Raw genomic sequence first — 15,391 nt, forward strand, 5'->3', positions numbered from 1 at the left:
TTGGTGTTAGAACATTTAGAATTGGTCATAAAGAAAAAATGTGCCAAAAGAAAAACACTGCTTTTGCCAGTGTTAATTTTACTTTTATTAACATTATCAACGATTCCTGTAAGTGCATCTCCTGTAACTGAATGGGTGGCAAGCGGGAATGATATGCTTGAAGAAGGAGACTATGAAGGTGCATTGGACGCATTCGATTATGCTATCAGTTTGCACCAGACACATCCGGCTGCATGGTTAGGTAAAGGGGATGCATACTATTCTCTCGGAAACTATGAGGAAGCAATCGCAGCTTACGACAAAGTGCTCCTGTACAATCCGGGTTCCATGGATGCATATGCAGGTAAAGCAGATTCTCTCATAAGACTTGGAATGTATGATGAAGCATGGTTTATCTATGATGAAGCAACGGCTATGGGTGATGACGATGCCCAGATCTGGTATAGAAAGGGTAGGATCCTTTATGAGTTTGGCCAGTATGGCGACTCCCTTGAAGCCTACGACATGTCCTTATCAATTGATCCGGGTTTCGTGTATTCATATTCAGGCAAGGGCTATTCACTTCTTGAAATGAACAGGTATTCGGAAGCTCTCGATAACTTTGAATCGGCAATTGAGCTGAATGAGGATTATCTGGTTGCATGGGTAGGTAAGGGCGATGCTCTCTATGGTCTTGGACTTTATGAAGAATCTATAAATGCTTATGACCATGTGATCTCAGCAGATGCTGGATATGTTTCTGCTTGGTCTGGAAAAGGCTATTGTCTTTATGAGATGGGAAAATATGAAGAATCAATAGATGCTTTTGATGGGGCAATATCTATTGAGCCAGGGTATGTGAATGCGTTAAGTGGAAAAGGGTTCTCCCTCTTTGCTCTTGGTGAATATGAACAGGCTATCGAACTATTCGATGAAGCAATAGGGTCAGACCCAAACTATGCAAAAGCATGGGCCGGCAGGGGGGATTCTTACTCCGAACTCGGTTACCCTGAAGTGGCACTGAGTTCCTATGAAAGGTCAGTTGAGATCTTTGCAGGAGATGTGGATGTTCTTTATAACCTGGGTCGTGTACTTTATGATTTTGGCAGATATGATGAAGCACTAGCTGCCTTTGAAGCAGCACTTGAGCTCGAGCCTGAACATTCCCTTGCACTTATCGGTCAGGGTTATACCTTGCATGAGCTTGGTGAGCATGAAGAGGCACTGGAATCATTCGATAAAGCACTGGTTGTTGATCCTGATCACGAAAGTGCCCTCGAAGGTAAGGCCATGGTCGAGTCTCAGGTAAAGATGGGCTGGCTGAGAAGTCCACTTTCTATCGCAGTGATCCTGATAGCTTTATCTTCAATTGTGATCTATTTCTATTACAGGAATAAGAAGCAGGGTATGGAATAATTAAACAGTTGAACAATCAAAAATGTCTGATCATTGTTGAATAATGGAAATATCTCTGCTATTTCCATTTTACTTTTTTTAATGATCGATTATTTTTACTTATGCCATTTCCTGAATTTAATGCTTCATCATAGCGATCTCTTTTTTTGTGATGAGAACTGCGACCACACAGGCAAGGAAATCCGAGATCGGGAATGAGATCCATATCCCATTGAGGCCGAAGAACCATGGCAATATGATCACCAGTGGTGGAAGAAATATGATCTGCCTGGAGAGTGTCACGATAAGCGATTCCTTTGATTTTCCCAGTGATTGCAAGAGTGCAGTGGTGACCACCTGGTAGCCGATAAACGGCATCATTAGGAATGAGATCTTCAGGGCAGTGATGCCCATGTCGATGAGCTGCGGATCATTGCTGAAAACACGCATGATCTGCTCAGGTATCAGGAAAACGATTACGGTGCTTACTATGCACATTGCTGTAACAATATAATTTGATATGCTGATCGTCTTTTTAACCCTTGCAAACTCGTTAGCTCCATAGTTATATCCTACGATCGGCTGTATTCCCTGTTTTATTCCGATGATTGGCATTAGTGTCAGCATGAATACCTTGATGACGATACCAAAGACTGCGATCGCTACATCCTCTCCATATATCAGCAAACTCTGGTTGAAAAGAAGGAATAGTGCACTTTCCACCACGTTGAACACGAATTCTGACATTCCGATGGAAATTGTCTCAGACATTATTCCGGTCTCCGGTCTCATGTAGGATACGATCAGGTCCACCCTGCTCATGCTGCTTGCATAATAATAGACGACCATGACACAGCCGACAACTTGTGAGATCACAGTGGCAATCGCTGCTCCCTTTACTCCCATTCCGAACTGGAAGATGAACAGGGGGTCCAGAATGATGTTCGTAATGCTGGAAACCAGCATGATAGCCATTGCAAACTTTGTATTTCCTTCTGCACGGATAGCATTGCTCATGGCTGCAGAGAATGTGAAGAACGTCGTTCCAATGACAATATACTTCGTGTACTCGCTGGCAAAAGGAAGTACGATATCAGAAGCACCAAAGATCTTTAGCATGGGGTCCAGAAAGACCAGGCCAAGAACTGTAAAAGCTACACTGACTGTTACTACTAGTGTTACCATATTAGCAACGGTTCTTTCAGCTTTTATTATGTCTTTTTTTCCAAGTGCCCTTGAGATTATGGACGAACCTCCGATCCCAACTCCCAGAGCGATCGCCATCATGATAATCTGTACAGGGAAAGCCACGGATATGCCGGCGATGGCCAGCATGCTTTGCTCTCCCAATCCCCTTCCGACAAAGATCGTGTCTACAAGGTTGTATAACGCCTGTACAAGCAATCCTACTATGGCGGGTGCAGATAGTTTGACTATGAGGTTGCCGATGGATTCGTTACCTAGCATTACATCTTTAGTATGCATTTTTTTAGTTCTCTTTCAGGTCTATTTGAAGGAATAACCTGATAGAAGACTTCTTGTACTTATACTAGTTGGAACTGTGGGGGGAGTTGTTGAATCTGAAGAAGTTAGTTACATATATGAATACTATGGATATTATATTATATTATTGAGTATTAAATGATCTAATGGTAGATCAATTAGTGGAGCTACAATCAGGAGGGTAAATTGTGGTGGCTACGTATGGGATGAATGGTATTAAAGGAATAATATCATGAAGAACGAACTTGGAATGGATGTCCCCCCTTCTGTATGCAAAAAAGCAGAAGAAAAGAGATGCCATCAGGGAGTTAAGTACGTTTATTTGGATGGAAATTATGGTGGTGAGCTTCCAGTATCAAGTATTGGTGGCAAGAAGGCTACACGCTTTAATAAAATTGATATTGCAAATGCAAATAAAGTTCATCTGGGGGCTGGCTGGGTTGCATTTACATCCCCCTTAGATGCTGATCTAAATATTCCTCTGGATGGAATCAGCAAACAGGTCATAAAACCTGATACGAGTTCTCAATCTACTTCTTCGCTTTCCCCTTTTAATAACACTGAATTGCATTCTATGGTACCTCTGGGCTTGAAAGCTACAGATTTTGAAATCAAACTGCATGAAGCAACAAGGATGTGGAGGGAAAAAGAAGAGAAAAAGAGAAAACAAAATGGGGGGAATGAATTCTGGGGAGAGCTGGGCGGGGCAGAAATACCGAGTCTTGAAGATGAATTGCTGAATGAGTTGGATGGGGCAGAAATACCGAGTCTTGAAGATGAATTGCTGAATGAGTTGGATGGGGCAGAAATACCGAGTCTTGAAGACGAATTGCTGAATGAGTTGGATGGAGCAGAAATACCGAGTCTTGAAGACGAATTGCTGAATGAGTTGGATGGAGCAGAAATACCGAGTCTTGAAGACGAATTGCTGAATGAGTTGGATGGAGCAGAAATACCGAGTCTTGAAGACGAATTGCTGAATGAGTTGGATGGAGCAGAAATACCGAGTCTTGAAGACGAATTGCTGAATGAGTTGGATGGAGCAGAAATACCGAGTCTTGAAGACGAATTGCTGAATGAGTTGGATGGAGCAGAAATACCGGGTCTTGAAGACGAATTGCTGAATGAGTTGGATGGGGCAGAAGTACCGGGTCTTGAAGATGAATTGCTTAATGAGTTGGATGGGACAGAAAGAAAGCAGCTTAAAGAAGGAAATTTCCATAAAGAGAAGGCTAAAACTTCAAAAAAAGAGCCTGAATTCGATAAATTGAGCAAAGTTCATGTTAATTCCACAAAGAGTCAGTTTTCAGACTCCCAATTCCATAAAGAGCAGGGGGAAACATCAAAAAAGCGGCCTTCCGATGGTCGGTTACGGAAGAAACAGGAAAATACAAAGAGAAAGCATAAGGATGTTGTGACCCCTCATAAATCGATGAAAGTTACTCTGGTTAAATGGTTATCTATCATAATAGCAGCCTGGCTGGTTGTTAGTTTCGTTGTCATTCCTCTAATTGATGATTCGGAAGCAGTTCCCTCTCAATATCTGGAAGCCTTAGGCAAGAATTCAATTGTTATTGCATCTGAAAATCGTAATGATGATCTTGTCAAAGATGAAGAAGTCATGAGTTCGCAGGAAATTCCTGAGAACTATATCAATTCCATTGGTATGAAGTTTGTACTTATTCATGATGGTGAGTTCATGATGGGTTCTCCTGATGATGAAGAAGGCAGGTACTACTATAGGGAGGGGCCTGTCCATGAAGTAATGATCGGAAATGATTACTATCTTGGCAAATACGAAGTTACCCAAAAGCAATGGGCTATGGTTATGGGCAATAATCCTTCTTATGTTGTAGGAAATAATCGGCCTGTTGAAGGAATTTCGTGGGATGATGCACAGGAATTTGTAAAAAAACTGAATTCACTGGAAGGCACGGATAAATATCGTCTTCCATCCGAAGCAGAGTGGGAATATGCCTGCAGGGCAGGCACAAACACCAAATATTACTTTGGGGACGATGAAGCCGATTTGCATAAGTATGCATGGTATAGCGGAGATATTTATTCAGTAGGGCATCTGAATCCCAATAGCTGGGGCTTGTATGATATGCATGGCAATGTCTATGAATTTGTTCAGGATGAATGGCATTCTGGCTATGAAGGTGCTCCTGAGGTTGGAACTGCCTGGGATGAGGGTATTTCTGATATCCGAACCCTGAGAAGTGGCAGTGTGAATGCAGATCCAAGTACCTGTCGTTCTGCCAGTCGTACATCTATCGAACCTGATATTCGTTTAAACAATGTAGGATTCCGCCTTGTTATGGATGTGTGATGTTTATACAGTAGATTTCAGATCTAATTATTTTATAATTACCTTTTTTGTACACGAATTATTTATTTCATCACTGCCATTAATTATTCGGGGATACTATGCAAGATGAACTTATTGCAGAAGCAACTGATAATAATTGGGAAAAAATAGTTGAAAAAGAACCATTGCCAGTAGTGGTAATGTTCTATCTTACTACATGTCCACATTGCAAGGCAATAGAACCTTATTTTCAGGAATATGCCAGCGAGTTCAGTAAATCCTGCAAATTTGTCAGGGTCGATGCAGAACAGAGTCCCTGGACTGCGGAAAGATATGGGGTAGAAGGGACGCCCACGTTCATATTTCTTTGCGGGGGCACTTTTTTACAGGGTCTTGCAGGAATATCTCATCCTTCAGTACTTAAAAGCAATATAGAGGATTTCATTAAACATGGGGCCACATGTGCTTCTAACATCACTAAATTGAAGTACGACATCTCTTTGTATGAATGAAGGTATGGAACTGCGATGGATGCCAGGAAATCTTTGTACTATGGGGATTGATACAGAGATTTTAAAATATAATGGTTGGAACAAAACTGTTAAAAAGAATGCTAAAGGGTCATTTGAAGACCCTTTAATAGATGTCTGCGCTTACTTATCCTTGTTTGCCAGTAGTTCCACTGCCATGTCCCGCAGCTTGAACTTCTGAACTTTACCGCTGGCTGTTAGTGGATATTCCTCAACTATGAAGATGTGTTTTGGAACCTTGTAGCGTGCGATCTTTGTCAGGCTGTGATCCCGTATATCCTCGGGGGTAAGATTTGAATCATCGTTAAGGATCACGAATGCACCTACTATCTCTCCGTATTTTTCATCAGGGATACCGACTACCTGTGCATCCTTAATACCATCAATTGTATAGAGGAATTCTTCGATCTCCCTTGGGTAGATATTCTCTCCACCGCGGATGATCATGTCCTTTATCCTTCCGGTAATGCGGTAGTAGCCATCCTCGTCCACTGTTGCCAGGTCTCCGCTGTGCAGCCAGCCGTCTTTATCAATGGCCTTTTCGGTCATTTCAGGCATCTTATAGTAGCCTTTCATAACATTGTAGCCGCGGCAGCATATCTCGCCCTGCTCGTTAGGCTTGACGATCTCTCCGGTCTCAGGGTCTACTATCTTGACTTCTATGTGTTCCATTGAAGTACCTACTGTACTCACACGACGGTCAATAGCATCATCGGTACTTGTCTGGGTGAACACAGGTGATGCTTCTGTCAGGCCGTAAGCGATGGTAATGTCCTTACAGTTCATGTCATCGATGACCTTCTTCATGGCCTCGATCGGACATGGGGAACCTGCCATAATACCGGTCCTCAGGGAGGACATATCGAACATTTCGAACATTGGGTGTGAGAACTCTGCGATGAACATTGTCGGAACGCCGTAGAGTGCAGTACATTTCTCTTTCTGTACCGCAGCCAGTACAAGAAGCGGATCGAACAGTTCTATCATTACAAGAGTTCCGCCATGTGTGAGGGTTGCGAGAACACCTAGAACGATGCCGAAACAGTGGAAAAGTGGTACCGGTAGGCAAAGCCTGTCCTCCTGTGTGAACTTCTGCCTTTCACCGATGTAGTATCCATTGTTAAGGATATTTTTGTGTGTGAGCATGACACCCTTAGGGAAACCGGTGGTTCCTGAAGTGTACTGCATGTTGATGACATCTTCACAATCAAGGGTAGTTTTGATGCGGTCCAGTTCATCTCTGCTGGTGTGCTTTCCAAGAAGCAGCATTTCAGCGGTGTTGTACATGCCCCTGTGTTTTTCCTGCCCTATGAAAATGACACTTTCAAGTTTTGGGTATTCCTCACTCTTGAGGTTTCCTCTCTTGCAGGTCTTCAGTTCAGGCACCAGTTCGTAGACGGTCTCAACGTAATCAACGTCCCTGAAATGGTCAACAATTGCAAGTGCCTTCATGTCAGACTGCTTCATTACATAGGCAAGCTCATGGCTTTTGTATGCCGTATTAACTGTTACAAGTACGGCTCCTATCTTTGCGGTTGCAAACATGAATGTAAGCCAGTCAGGCACATTACGTGCCCATATGCCGACATGGTCACCTTTTGTGATCCCTATGGACAAGAGTCCTTTTGCAAGGTCATCGACCCTGTCGTTGAACTCATGGTACGAAAAGCGCAGGTTTCGGTCAGGATAGACAATAAAGTCCCTGTCCGGTTCCTTTCTAACCTGTTCCTCAAAGAACTCACCAATAGTAGATTCAGTAAATAGCATGATATCAGGTCCTTTATGTTCTGTTATTCGTTCTTATCAATCTGCGACGAGGTGTTCACTTAATGATTCTCTGATGTCGTCCGGTAAAGGAACTGACTTCTTGTTGATGAAATCATAATGTACTATAACGGCAGTTCCCCTGGTCTTTAGCTCTCCTTTCTGCCAGGCCTCATGTAGCAATGTGAAAGAACTGTTGCCTATTCTCTGGACATATGTCCTTATTTCAACATCTCCGTCAAAGAACATTTCTCCGAGGAAATCAAAGTCTATCCTTGCCATAATAAGGTTCCACTTTTCATGGTTCAGGTCAAGGTTTGGGCTGAACATCCTGAATAAGGGATTTCTTGCCAGTTCGAACCATTCCGGAAGTACGGTGTTGTTTACGTGGCCAAGGCCATCGATATCGCCAAATCGCGGTGTCACAGTTGTAACGAACATTTTTCATCCCTTAGATAGGTGTGTAAACTACTGCCAGTATCCTTGCTTCACTTTCTGTTGCATGTAGGTCATGTGGCACAACGGAGTCATAATAGATGCTGTCACCTGCGGATAATGTATAATTTTCCTTTCCATAGGTCACTTCTATATTGCCGTTAAGCACATAGATGAACTCCTCTCCTTCATGGGATGACAGTTCGTGCTCTTCTTCGGTCTTGAATGGGTGGACATCAATGATGAAAGGCTCCATGTTCCTGTCCTGCTTGTCTGCTGCAAGTGAATGGAAATCGAGTGCGCTTTCTTCAGAGCTTTTGGATTTTCCGGAAAAGCGAACCACGTTGGATGAAGCTCCGTTTCTTACTACGACAGGGCCGGTCTGTGGCATGTCATCAAGGAATGTGCCCAGGCGTACTCCCAGTGCACGTGCGATCTTCAAAAGAGGTGTCAATGATGGAATCAAATCGCCTGCTTCAAGTTTTTCTATAAGTTCCACACTGCTCTGACTTTCTTTGGCCAGCTCTTCCACGGTCATCTCATGATTCTCACGGAACTGGCGTATCTTCTCTCCGACGCTGTTTTTTTCTGTCAATGTATTCACCTCTTTTGCGCAGATCAACGCAAATAAATGGTATTTCAAATTAGAATCGTAACTTAAATAGGTATCTGTTATGGTTTACAGGCAACGTTTATAATATATTGAACACCAAATATCATTGTGAATTCACATGAAAAGTAAAATGCTGATATTGATATTGGTGCTATCATCTTTATTGATGGCAGGGTGTATCGGGGATAATGGGGATGAAGTTCCTGTCGATAATGAAACTCCTGTAGATGTTCCTGATGAGAACATCTCAGAAGATGACGATGTTCCTGTTGATGAGAACGGCGAGGTCATCGAACCGCAAGACTACGTAATAAGGCTTGGAAGGTTGGATAGGTATACTGCCATTCCAAATAATCTAGAGGTCAACAGGGGCGATACTGTCCTCTGGAGAAACGAGATGAAGGAAAGGAAGCTTATATTCCCAGTCATTAGTGAAGATGGCCTCTGGGAAGAGCAGAGGATTGCTCCAGGAATGCAATTCAACTACACCTTTACAGAGTCAGGAACCTATGATTTTACAGTTCCTCCATGGAATGCTATGAACCATACCGTTATTGTTAAATGATGGCGGACTGTACATCGTGAAATATGCAGATGAAGAGCACAAAGGTAACCGAAGGTAATACTACGGTCCTTGTACCGGTACCTCCTGAAGGCGTTCCATTCCCGCCATCAGAAGCACCGGTATTCTACAATCCTCATATGGAACTGAATCGCGATATCTCCGTAGCGGCGACCTTAGCATATGCAAGGAGACTGGCATCCCAGAAGGAGATCGAGATCTCGGATATACGGTATGTTGATACAATGTCCGCATCAGGTATCAGGGGACTTAGGATCGCCAATGAGGTTGGTGTTTCAACAACATTGAATGATTGGAGCGATGAGGCTTTTGAACTTATTCTTGAGAATATTGAATTGACCGGTCTATCGGGGACTGCAGAAGCCACATGCAAGAACGCAAATGTTCTGATGCATGAGAGGCGCTTTAATATTGTGGACCTTGATCCTTTTGGAAGTCCTGCACCTTATCTGGATGCTGCGACAAGGTCAGTTGTTCACCTTCTTGAGGTCACTGCAACTGATACTGCTCCACTTTGCGGTGCACATTTTAATTCAGGGATGCGAAAATACGCTGCTGTGCCTTTGAACAATGAGTTTCATAGCGAGATGGGCGTGCGTATCCTTCTTGGTAAAGTTGCAAGGGAGCTTGCAAAGCATGACAAAGGCATGACTCCACTGCTTTCACATGCTACAAGACACTATGTTCGTGCCTATCTTCAGGTTAAAAAAGGTGCTAAACAGGCCGACAGGTCCCTCAGGGAACTTGGATTCCTGACCCATTGTGAGAAATGCGGTCAAAGGAGATTTTTCCATGGTCTGGCTGTTTCGATCGATGATACATGTCCTTCATGTGAAAACAAAATGCAGATCGCGGGTCCTCTGTGGTTGGGACAACTGCATGAAAAGGAGTTCTGTGATGAGGTTCTGGCAGAGATGGAATCTCTGGATCTTGGTAAGAAAGAGCAGGCAAAGAAGATCATTATTGCCTGTAGGGATGAATTTAACATACCTTTCTTCTATGATCAGCATCTGATATGCAAAAGGATCGGTATTTCGGCACCTGCGATGGAAGGCTTCATTGAAGCGCTCAGGTCAACTGGCGCAAGTGTTTCAAGAACACATTTTAGCGGCACCTCTTTTAAGACCGATGCAGAGCTTGATAGCATAAATGAGGTCCTTAGATCAATGTGATCTAATAGGGCTACATTATCATAGATTCTCATATACGATCGATGTACTATAGAAAGTAATATATATCAAATTAGATAATGATTGTTTAATTCGAAAAATATTGAATTATTTATATATATTCAGAGGAGATTAGATTGGCAAAGGAAAATCCGGAATATTTGTTCTTGCAGGAGAAGCCAACACTTGCTTTATTGGCTATTTGGTTCTATGGAAGAACATATGCCTCTGTTATTACAAAAGAGATCAATTCCACATTCGCACACACAACAAAGATACTGTCAAGAATGGAAGAGGATGGTCTTGTAGTTTTTTCTGTTGAAGGGCGTATCAAGTATGTTGAGTTGACCGAAAAAGGTCACAATGTTGTTTCTCTCCTCAAGGAACTTGTTGTTTCTCTGGGTGGGGAGCTTCCGGATGAATATGATCTTGAGGGCAGGCATGAAGTTAGTGAGGCTGAACTTGATCCTATTTCTGCTGAGATCCTGGATCGGATCAAAAAATTGCGTATCAAGGTTGAGAACATTTACAAGGAACTTGTGGACTCTGATGCCGATGTCGAGACTTCTAAAAGAAAGCTTGGGCCATTTAGCCGTGAATTGGCGATGATAGGTGATGTGATCGATTCTTCTGAAACGCCCGTTAATGACGAGGTTATCAGTGCTTTTGATGCTACAAGAGAAGTATTCCTATCCCTTCTGAACAAAAACGGTTAAATGCTTGCTGTTCAATGAGTAGCCATGGAAACAGCAATCTTAACTATCAAACTATATGCTAATTTAGAACGTGCATTAAGCTCTGCAGCGTTCATGCTGGAAAACGAGCTTAAGGATATTGATGCTACTGTCGAAGTTTCCGTAAATTCAGAAGGCTGGCTTCAGGCAAATGTTTCAGGTGAGGATGAAGTATTTGCAGCCAATTTCCTGATAGATAAATACGGAACTCCTGTTACCAAAGTGGAAGATACTGTTGCCTACAAAGGCTCTATTTCTTCAATTGATGATGATGGAATAACTGTTGATATCGGTACTACTGTAAAGCTCCTGCCGGAGGCTCTAAAAGCCCTTGGTGTGGGTACAGTTTCACAGATCGCATCCCGCTTTGGCTTGATCCCGCATCTTCCTGTTTCTGTCAGGATCGAAGGGCAGGATGATATGATCACAGGCCGTTTTACTAAAGACCAGCTCGATCTTTTCTGGGGATGGAAAAAAGCTGCTACAGACAGGTTGATCGTGAACTCTGTGACACGATCTGAACTGAAAAGTGCCATCAAGAAAAAGGGTCATGGAAGGGATATCTACGGCATCGAGAGGATCGGCCTGCTGGAAAGTATAGTTGTTTGCCGTGAGAAAACTGATGGTCCGGGAATTGTGGCGGAAATAGGTCCTCTTTTAAATGCAGAGATCGGTGTGGTAAGAGGTACTCGTTGAGTTTATTGCATTACAAAAAGGCAGTGGCCATCGCCATTGCCATGACATTCTATCTCCACAAGATTACACTGCATGTTAAGTTTCTGGTATATTATTCCCTGAAGAAGTCCTTCACTAAAAGAGCAGAGTTTTTGTCCGATGTCAGGTGCGCCTTTGCACACAAAGCAATCATCGATCTGTATTGCAAGGGGGTCATAGGATGGAACAGAAAGGTAGCCGAGCTTGTGCGTTTCCCAATAATCTGCGACTTCTTCAAAAAGCCCCTCAAGATTTGTGGATGTAAAATTTTCAGCGACCCGTATGCCGACATCCTGTCCGATGGTTTCCATTATTGGCCTGTGGTTAATGCCCTGAGCCTCAAAGCCGCTTTGCACTGCATGAAGAATAGATGTTAAAAGTTCTCTTTCACTATCGAATGTGGTCGTGAATTTTTTCAGTGCTGCATGGTAGTGCTCCACGATCGGCTTCTGTGAACATGCTGTATACTGGGAACACATCACATAGGTTTTCTTGCGTTTGTCCTTTGGATCGATCCTTTCTTCAAGAAGGTTATTTTGCTTAAGGTCACTCAGGTGCACGGAGATCGTGGATTTTGCTTTCCCTGTATATTTTACGATCTCATCGAACGATCTTGAACTATCTTTCAACAGCTCCATTATCTGGAGCTTTACCGGACCCTCAATGGCAATAATGCCATCCCTGTTTGAAAATAGTGCAGTGTGACCTTCGCTTTTCATATCTAGTAATTACTTAATGGATATATAAAAGTTCGGTAGTATCCGAATGAACCTCTGTTTCTCTCCATATTCTGCTTGTTCCAGGCACACATATCCACCTGTCTGACCGTTAGTTTATTTTCCTCCTACGATAGATTCAGGCAGGTCTATGAAAGCAGTAATAGTTCCTGTCAGGGATGTGGAAAAAGTAAAGACTGAACTTATTTCCATGGGTGTTTTGGATAAAGATAGAAAGATAAGGATAGTTGAACATCCGGATGGCAAATTTGCTGAGATCCCGGTAATTTCTGGTATGGATCTATCTGATATTGATGGATCAAATATTAGTGAATTTGATATTGTTGAGCAGGATGAACCAGATTTCTACCGTTCTACTATGTCCTTAAAAGAGCATCTAAGTGGAACAGTCCCTGAAGAACTGATCGAACGTATTCCATCAGGATGGCAGGTACTCGGTGATATTGTGATCGTGAGCATTCCTGAGGAGCTGAAAAGCTACAGGGAGGACATCGCAAGGAAACTCCTTGTGATCAATCCAAGGTGCAGGTGTGTATTGCAGGACTTTGGTATCAAAGGCACTTTCAGGGAACCTGAACGTGAGGTCATCATCGGCGAAGATACAGAGACTATACAGAAGGAGCATGGTTGTTCTTTCAAGCTGGATGCTACGAAGATCATGTACTCAAAAGGCAATCTTGCTGAAAGAAAGCGCATGAGCAAGCTTGGTAAGGATGAGGTTGTAGTGGATATGTTTGCAGGCATCGGTTACTTCTCGATCCCTCTTGCAGTCCATGGTAAGCCCAAAAAGGTCTATTCAATAGAGCTGAATCCGGTATCCTACCATTATCTGCTTGAGAATATACAGCTGAACTACCTTGAAGGGATCGTTCGGGCAATTAATGGTGATTGTGGTGAGGTCACACCACAGGGGGTTGCTGACAGGGTGATCATGGGTTATGTGGGGATCACTCATCACTATCTGGACAAGGGCATCGGAGCTATTCGAAAGGAAGGTGGTATGCTCCATTATCATGAAACCACTCCAGAGGTCCTTGTGTTCGAGCGTCCTATTCAGAGGATAAAAGATGCTGCTTCTGCTCTTGGCAGGAGTGCCGAGATACGTGCATGTCACCGCATCAAGAAGTATTCTCCTGGCGTCTGGCATGTTGTGGTGGATGCTTTCATTAAATAATGGCTGATGCCGTGATACGTCATAAAATGATGATCGCATAATTGTAGTGATCATTGCCATTGGTAGCCAAAATACTAAAAATAAGAAAGGTAAGTTGTGTCCTTAGTTCACAACTTGATCGTACTTGCGGAAAGGTCGGAATCGATAATATAGTCGAAGTTGATCGGTCCGATCCAGCACTGAGTATCGAACATTGACTGGAAACATATGCCGATCACATTTGTGTTCTCAGCACCTTCGAGAATGTCATCCAGATTTTGTTTTATTGTTTCAACATCGATCTTCATCTTTGGCATTGCAAGGCCGCCAAGCAGGACGACAGTATCTGCATGATAGTCGATGTCATCGCCAATCTGCATGCCACTGGGCGTGGATATTATTGCTTTTGCTTCATGGTGCCTGATGTCAGGAATGAAACCGACTTCAATTGATGCATCCCTTATCACATATGCCATGAGTTCTGCAAAAGGTGTGCAAAAACCGGTTGTTCCGATGAACATCACTTTCTTAGAATCCTTGACCAGCTCTCGGAAGGATGTCAGCAGTCCACCGATTCCACTAGCGTTATTGATTACTTCCATGATCACTCCAATAAAAAAAGAAGTTATGCAGCCGTAAAAAGGCTGCATGTCGAATTATTAAATTTATACGTTCTTGATGCCGAAGGATTCGAGCAGAATGCCAGGGTTGGTGCGTCCGCTTGTGAATGACTTCTTGGTTGCAACATCGTTGATGGTGATCTTTGCAGGGGCGAACATACCAGCATCGACCTTGAAGAAGTCGAAGCCTGCTTCCTTGAAGGTTGTGTAGAATGGCTTACCAAAGTCCCTGGAGGTGTTGGATGGTGCCTTCTTCACGAAGTCCTCGAGCTTCTCTGCGTCTCCGAAGTCAACGGTGTAGTAGGTCTCACCACAGTAGATGATACAGTCATTGGTTGAACCCATGCACTTTGTGTCATCTCCGACGATAGGTGCGATAGGTGCGACACCGAAACCGCTCTTGATGGTGTTGATGTCAAATCCGATGGACTCGAGCTTGTGGATACCTGTCTCAACGACCCTTGCGGATATCTGTACTGAACCTGCGATGGATGAGGTTGGTGCAACTGCGATGTAAACGTTCTGTGGGTCGACACTGCAGTGCTTTGCGATGTACTCAACGATCTCTTCGGTTGGGAGCTTGTCGGATTCCATTACGAGAACTGCTGCATCTGCATCGTCCTTGTAGCCGATCTCTTCGTAGAGCTCTTTTGGCTTAAGACCAAGGCCTCTTGCAGGACCGGAGCCCATGCCGAAGTAGTCCCCGACTGCAATTCTCCAGCCTGCGTACTGGGATGCCATACATGCGATGGTAGGGTGGTCTGTAGCAACCTGAATAGCTGGTACTGGAAGACCATCGAGATCGACCTTTGTGTATGAGATCTCTGCAAGGTCTGCAAGGCAGAGGCGTGAGAGGTACATACCTGCATCGTATCCACCTTCTACATTGACACCACAGTCAATGATGGTAGCGCCGTTTTCAAGTTCCTTTGATTCGACTTTGATCTCTTCTTCCCAGTCTAACATCTCATCAATAATTGCTAATCCCTTTTCGTTGACACTTATCATATTAATCACTCTACACGGTTTGGTGTCAATGATTGGGTTGGTTAGAATATGAATTTATCGGTGTTTGGAAAGTTGGTGGGAGGGTGGTTTTTGGTGATGGTGTAAATAGTTTCCGGGTAAACAAAACAAGAACATTTCTTAGA

Annotated in this window: 15 protein-coding genes; 8 read left to right on the forward strand and 7 right to left on the reverse strand. The window is 43.4% G+C overall.

Going from position 1 to position 15,391, the window contains the following annotated elements:
• Positions 1–3: 3 nt before the first annotated feature.
• Positions 4–1,395 carry a tetratricopeptide repeat protein gene (locus J7W08_RS02140; protein WP_233085015.1) on the forward strand — a complete coding sequence of 464 codons (1,392 nt, stop codon included), beginning with the start codon at positions 4–6 and terminating at the stop codon, positions 1,393–1,395.
• 117 nt (positions 1,396–1,512) lie between these two features.
• Here J7W08_RS02140 and J7W08_RS02145 read toward each other — a convergent pair whose 3' ends face one another.
• Positions 1,513–2,859, reverse strand: coding sequence for an MATE family efflux transporter (locus J7W08_RS02145; protein WP_233085016.1), 1,347 nt, complete (start codon positions 2,857–2,859; stop codon positions 1,513–1,515).
• Positions 2,860–3,199: 340 nt separating this feature from the next.
• On the opposite strand from J7W08_RS02145, the gene J7W08_RS02150 reads away from it, so the two are divergent.
• Both J7W08_RS02150 and J7W08_RS02155 read left to right on the forward strand, forming a co-directional pair.
• Positions 3,200–5,209 (forward strand): formylglycine-generating enzyme family protein, encoded by a 2,010-nt coding sequence (locus J7W08_RS02150; protein WP_233085017.1) that lies wholly within the window; start codon positions 3,200–3,202, stop codon positions 5,207–5,209.
• Positions 5,210–5,307: 98 nt separating this feature from the next.
• Positions 5,308–5,700 carry a thioredoxin family protein gene (locus tag J7W08_RS02155; protein WP_233085018.1) on the forward strand — a complete coding sequence of 131 codons (393 nt, stop codon included), beginning with the start codon at positions 5,308–5,310 and terminating at the stop codon, positions 5,698–5,700.
• A gap of 141 nt (positions 5,701–5,841) precedes the next feature.
• Here the strand turns inward: J7W08_RS02155 and J7W08_RS02160 are convergent, their stop codons facing one another.
• From J7W08_RS02160 to J7W08_RS02170, 3 genes are read right to left on the reverse strand one after another with little or no spacing between them, the layout of a single operon-like run.
• Positions 5,842–7,485: an AMP-binding protein gene (locus J7W08_RS02160; RefSeq protein ID WP_233085019.1), complete on the reverse strand. Its 1,644-nt coding sequence runs from the start codon at positions 7,483–7,485 to the stop codon at positions 5,842–5,844.
• 36 nt (positions 7,486–7,521) lie between these two features.
• A complete protein-coding gene (locus J7W08_RS02165; protein ID WP_233085020.1) occupies positions 7,522–7,923 on the reverse strand; it encodes an acyl-CoA thioesterase in 402 nt (133 codons plus the stop codon).
• Positions 7,924–7,933: 10 nt separating this feature from the next.
• On the reverse strand, positions 7,934–8,512 hold the full coding sequence (locus J7W08_RS02170) for a helix-turn-helix domain-containing protein (RefSeq protein WP_233085021.1): 579 nt from the start codon (positions 8,510–8,512) through the stop codon (positions 7,934–7,936).
• Positions 8,513–8,648: 136 nt separating this feature from the next.
• On the opposite strand from J7W08_RS02170, the gene J7W08_RS02175 reads away from it, so the two are divergent.
• The 4 genes from J7W08_RS02175 to J7W08_RS02190 all read left to right on the forward strand — a co-directional run bounded on the left by J7W08_RS02175 (position 8,649) and on the right by J7W08_RS02190 (position 11,712).
• A complete protein-coding gene (locus J7W08_RS02175) occupies positions 8,649–9,095 on the forward strand; it encodes a cupredoxin domain-containing protein (RefSeq protein ID WP_233085022.1) in 447 nt (148 codons plus the stop codon).
• Between the two features lie 29 nt (positions 9,096–9,124).
• Positions 9,125–10,285: a tRNA (guanine(10)-N(2))-dimethyltransferase gene (locus J7W08_RS02180; RefSeq protein ID WP_233085023.1), complete on the forward strand. Its 1,161-nt coding sequence runs from the start codon at positions 9,125–9,127 to the stop codon at positions 10,283–10,285.
• 134 nt (positions 10,286–10,419) lie between these two features.
• Positions 10,420–10,998, forward strand: coding sequence for a helix-turn-helix domain-containing protein (locus J7W08_RS02185; RefSeq protein ID WP_233085024.1), 579 nt, complete (start codon positions 10,420–10,422; stop codon positions 10,996–10,998).
• A gap of 24 nt (positions 10,999–11,022) precedes the next feature.
• Positions 11,023–11,712: a DUF2110 family protein gene (locus tag J7W08_RS02190; RefSeq protein ID WP_233085025.1), complete on the forward strand. Its 690-nt coding sequence runs from the start codon at positions 11,023–11,025 to the stop codon at positions 11,710–11,712.
• Between the two features lie 2 nt (positions 11,713–11,714).
• Here the strand turns inward: J7W08_RS02190 and msvR are convergent, their stop codons facing one another.
• Entirely contained in the window at positions 11,715–12,449 is a 735-nt protein-coding gene (gene msvR, locus J7W08_RS02195; RefSeq protein ID WP_233085026.1) for a transcriptional factor MsvR, read from the reverse strand.
• Positions 12,450–12,597: 148 nt separating this feature from the next.
• Here msvR and J7W08_RS02200 point away from each other — a divergent pair, with 148 nt between their 5' ends.
• On the forward strand, positions 12,598–13,641 hold the full coding sequence (locus tag J7W08_RS02200; protein ID WP_233085027.1) for a class I SAM-dependent methyltransferase: 1,044 nt from the start codon (positions 12,598–12,600) through the stop codon (positions 13,639–13,641).
• A gap of 107 nt (positions 13,642–13,748) precedes the next feature.
• On the opposite strand, the gene J7W08_RS02205 is transcribed toward J7W08_RS02200, so the two are convergent.
• Positions 13,749–14,222 (reverse strand): DUF2124 domain-containing protein, encoded by a 474-nt coding sequence (locus J7W08_RS02205; protein ID WP_233085028.1) that lies wholly within the window; start codon positions 14,220–14,222, stop codon positions 13,749–13,751.
• Between the two features lie 63 nt (positions 14,223–14,285).
• Entirely contained in the window at positions 14,286–15,248 is a 963-nt protein-coding gene (gene mch, locus J7W08_RS02210; RefSeq protein ID WP_048194034.1) for a methenyltetrahydromethanopterin cyclohydrolase, read from the reverse strand.
• Between the last annotated feature and the right edge of the window lie 143 nt (positions 15,249–15,391).

Origin of the sequence: Methanococcoides orientis, assembly GCF_021184045.1 — an archaeon.
GTDB classification, from domain to species: Archaea; Halobacteriota; Methanosarcinia; order Methanosarcinales; family Methanosarcinaceae; genus Methanococcoides; species Methanococcoides orientis.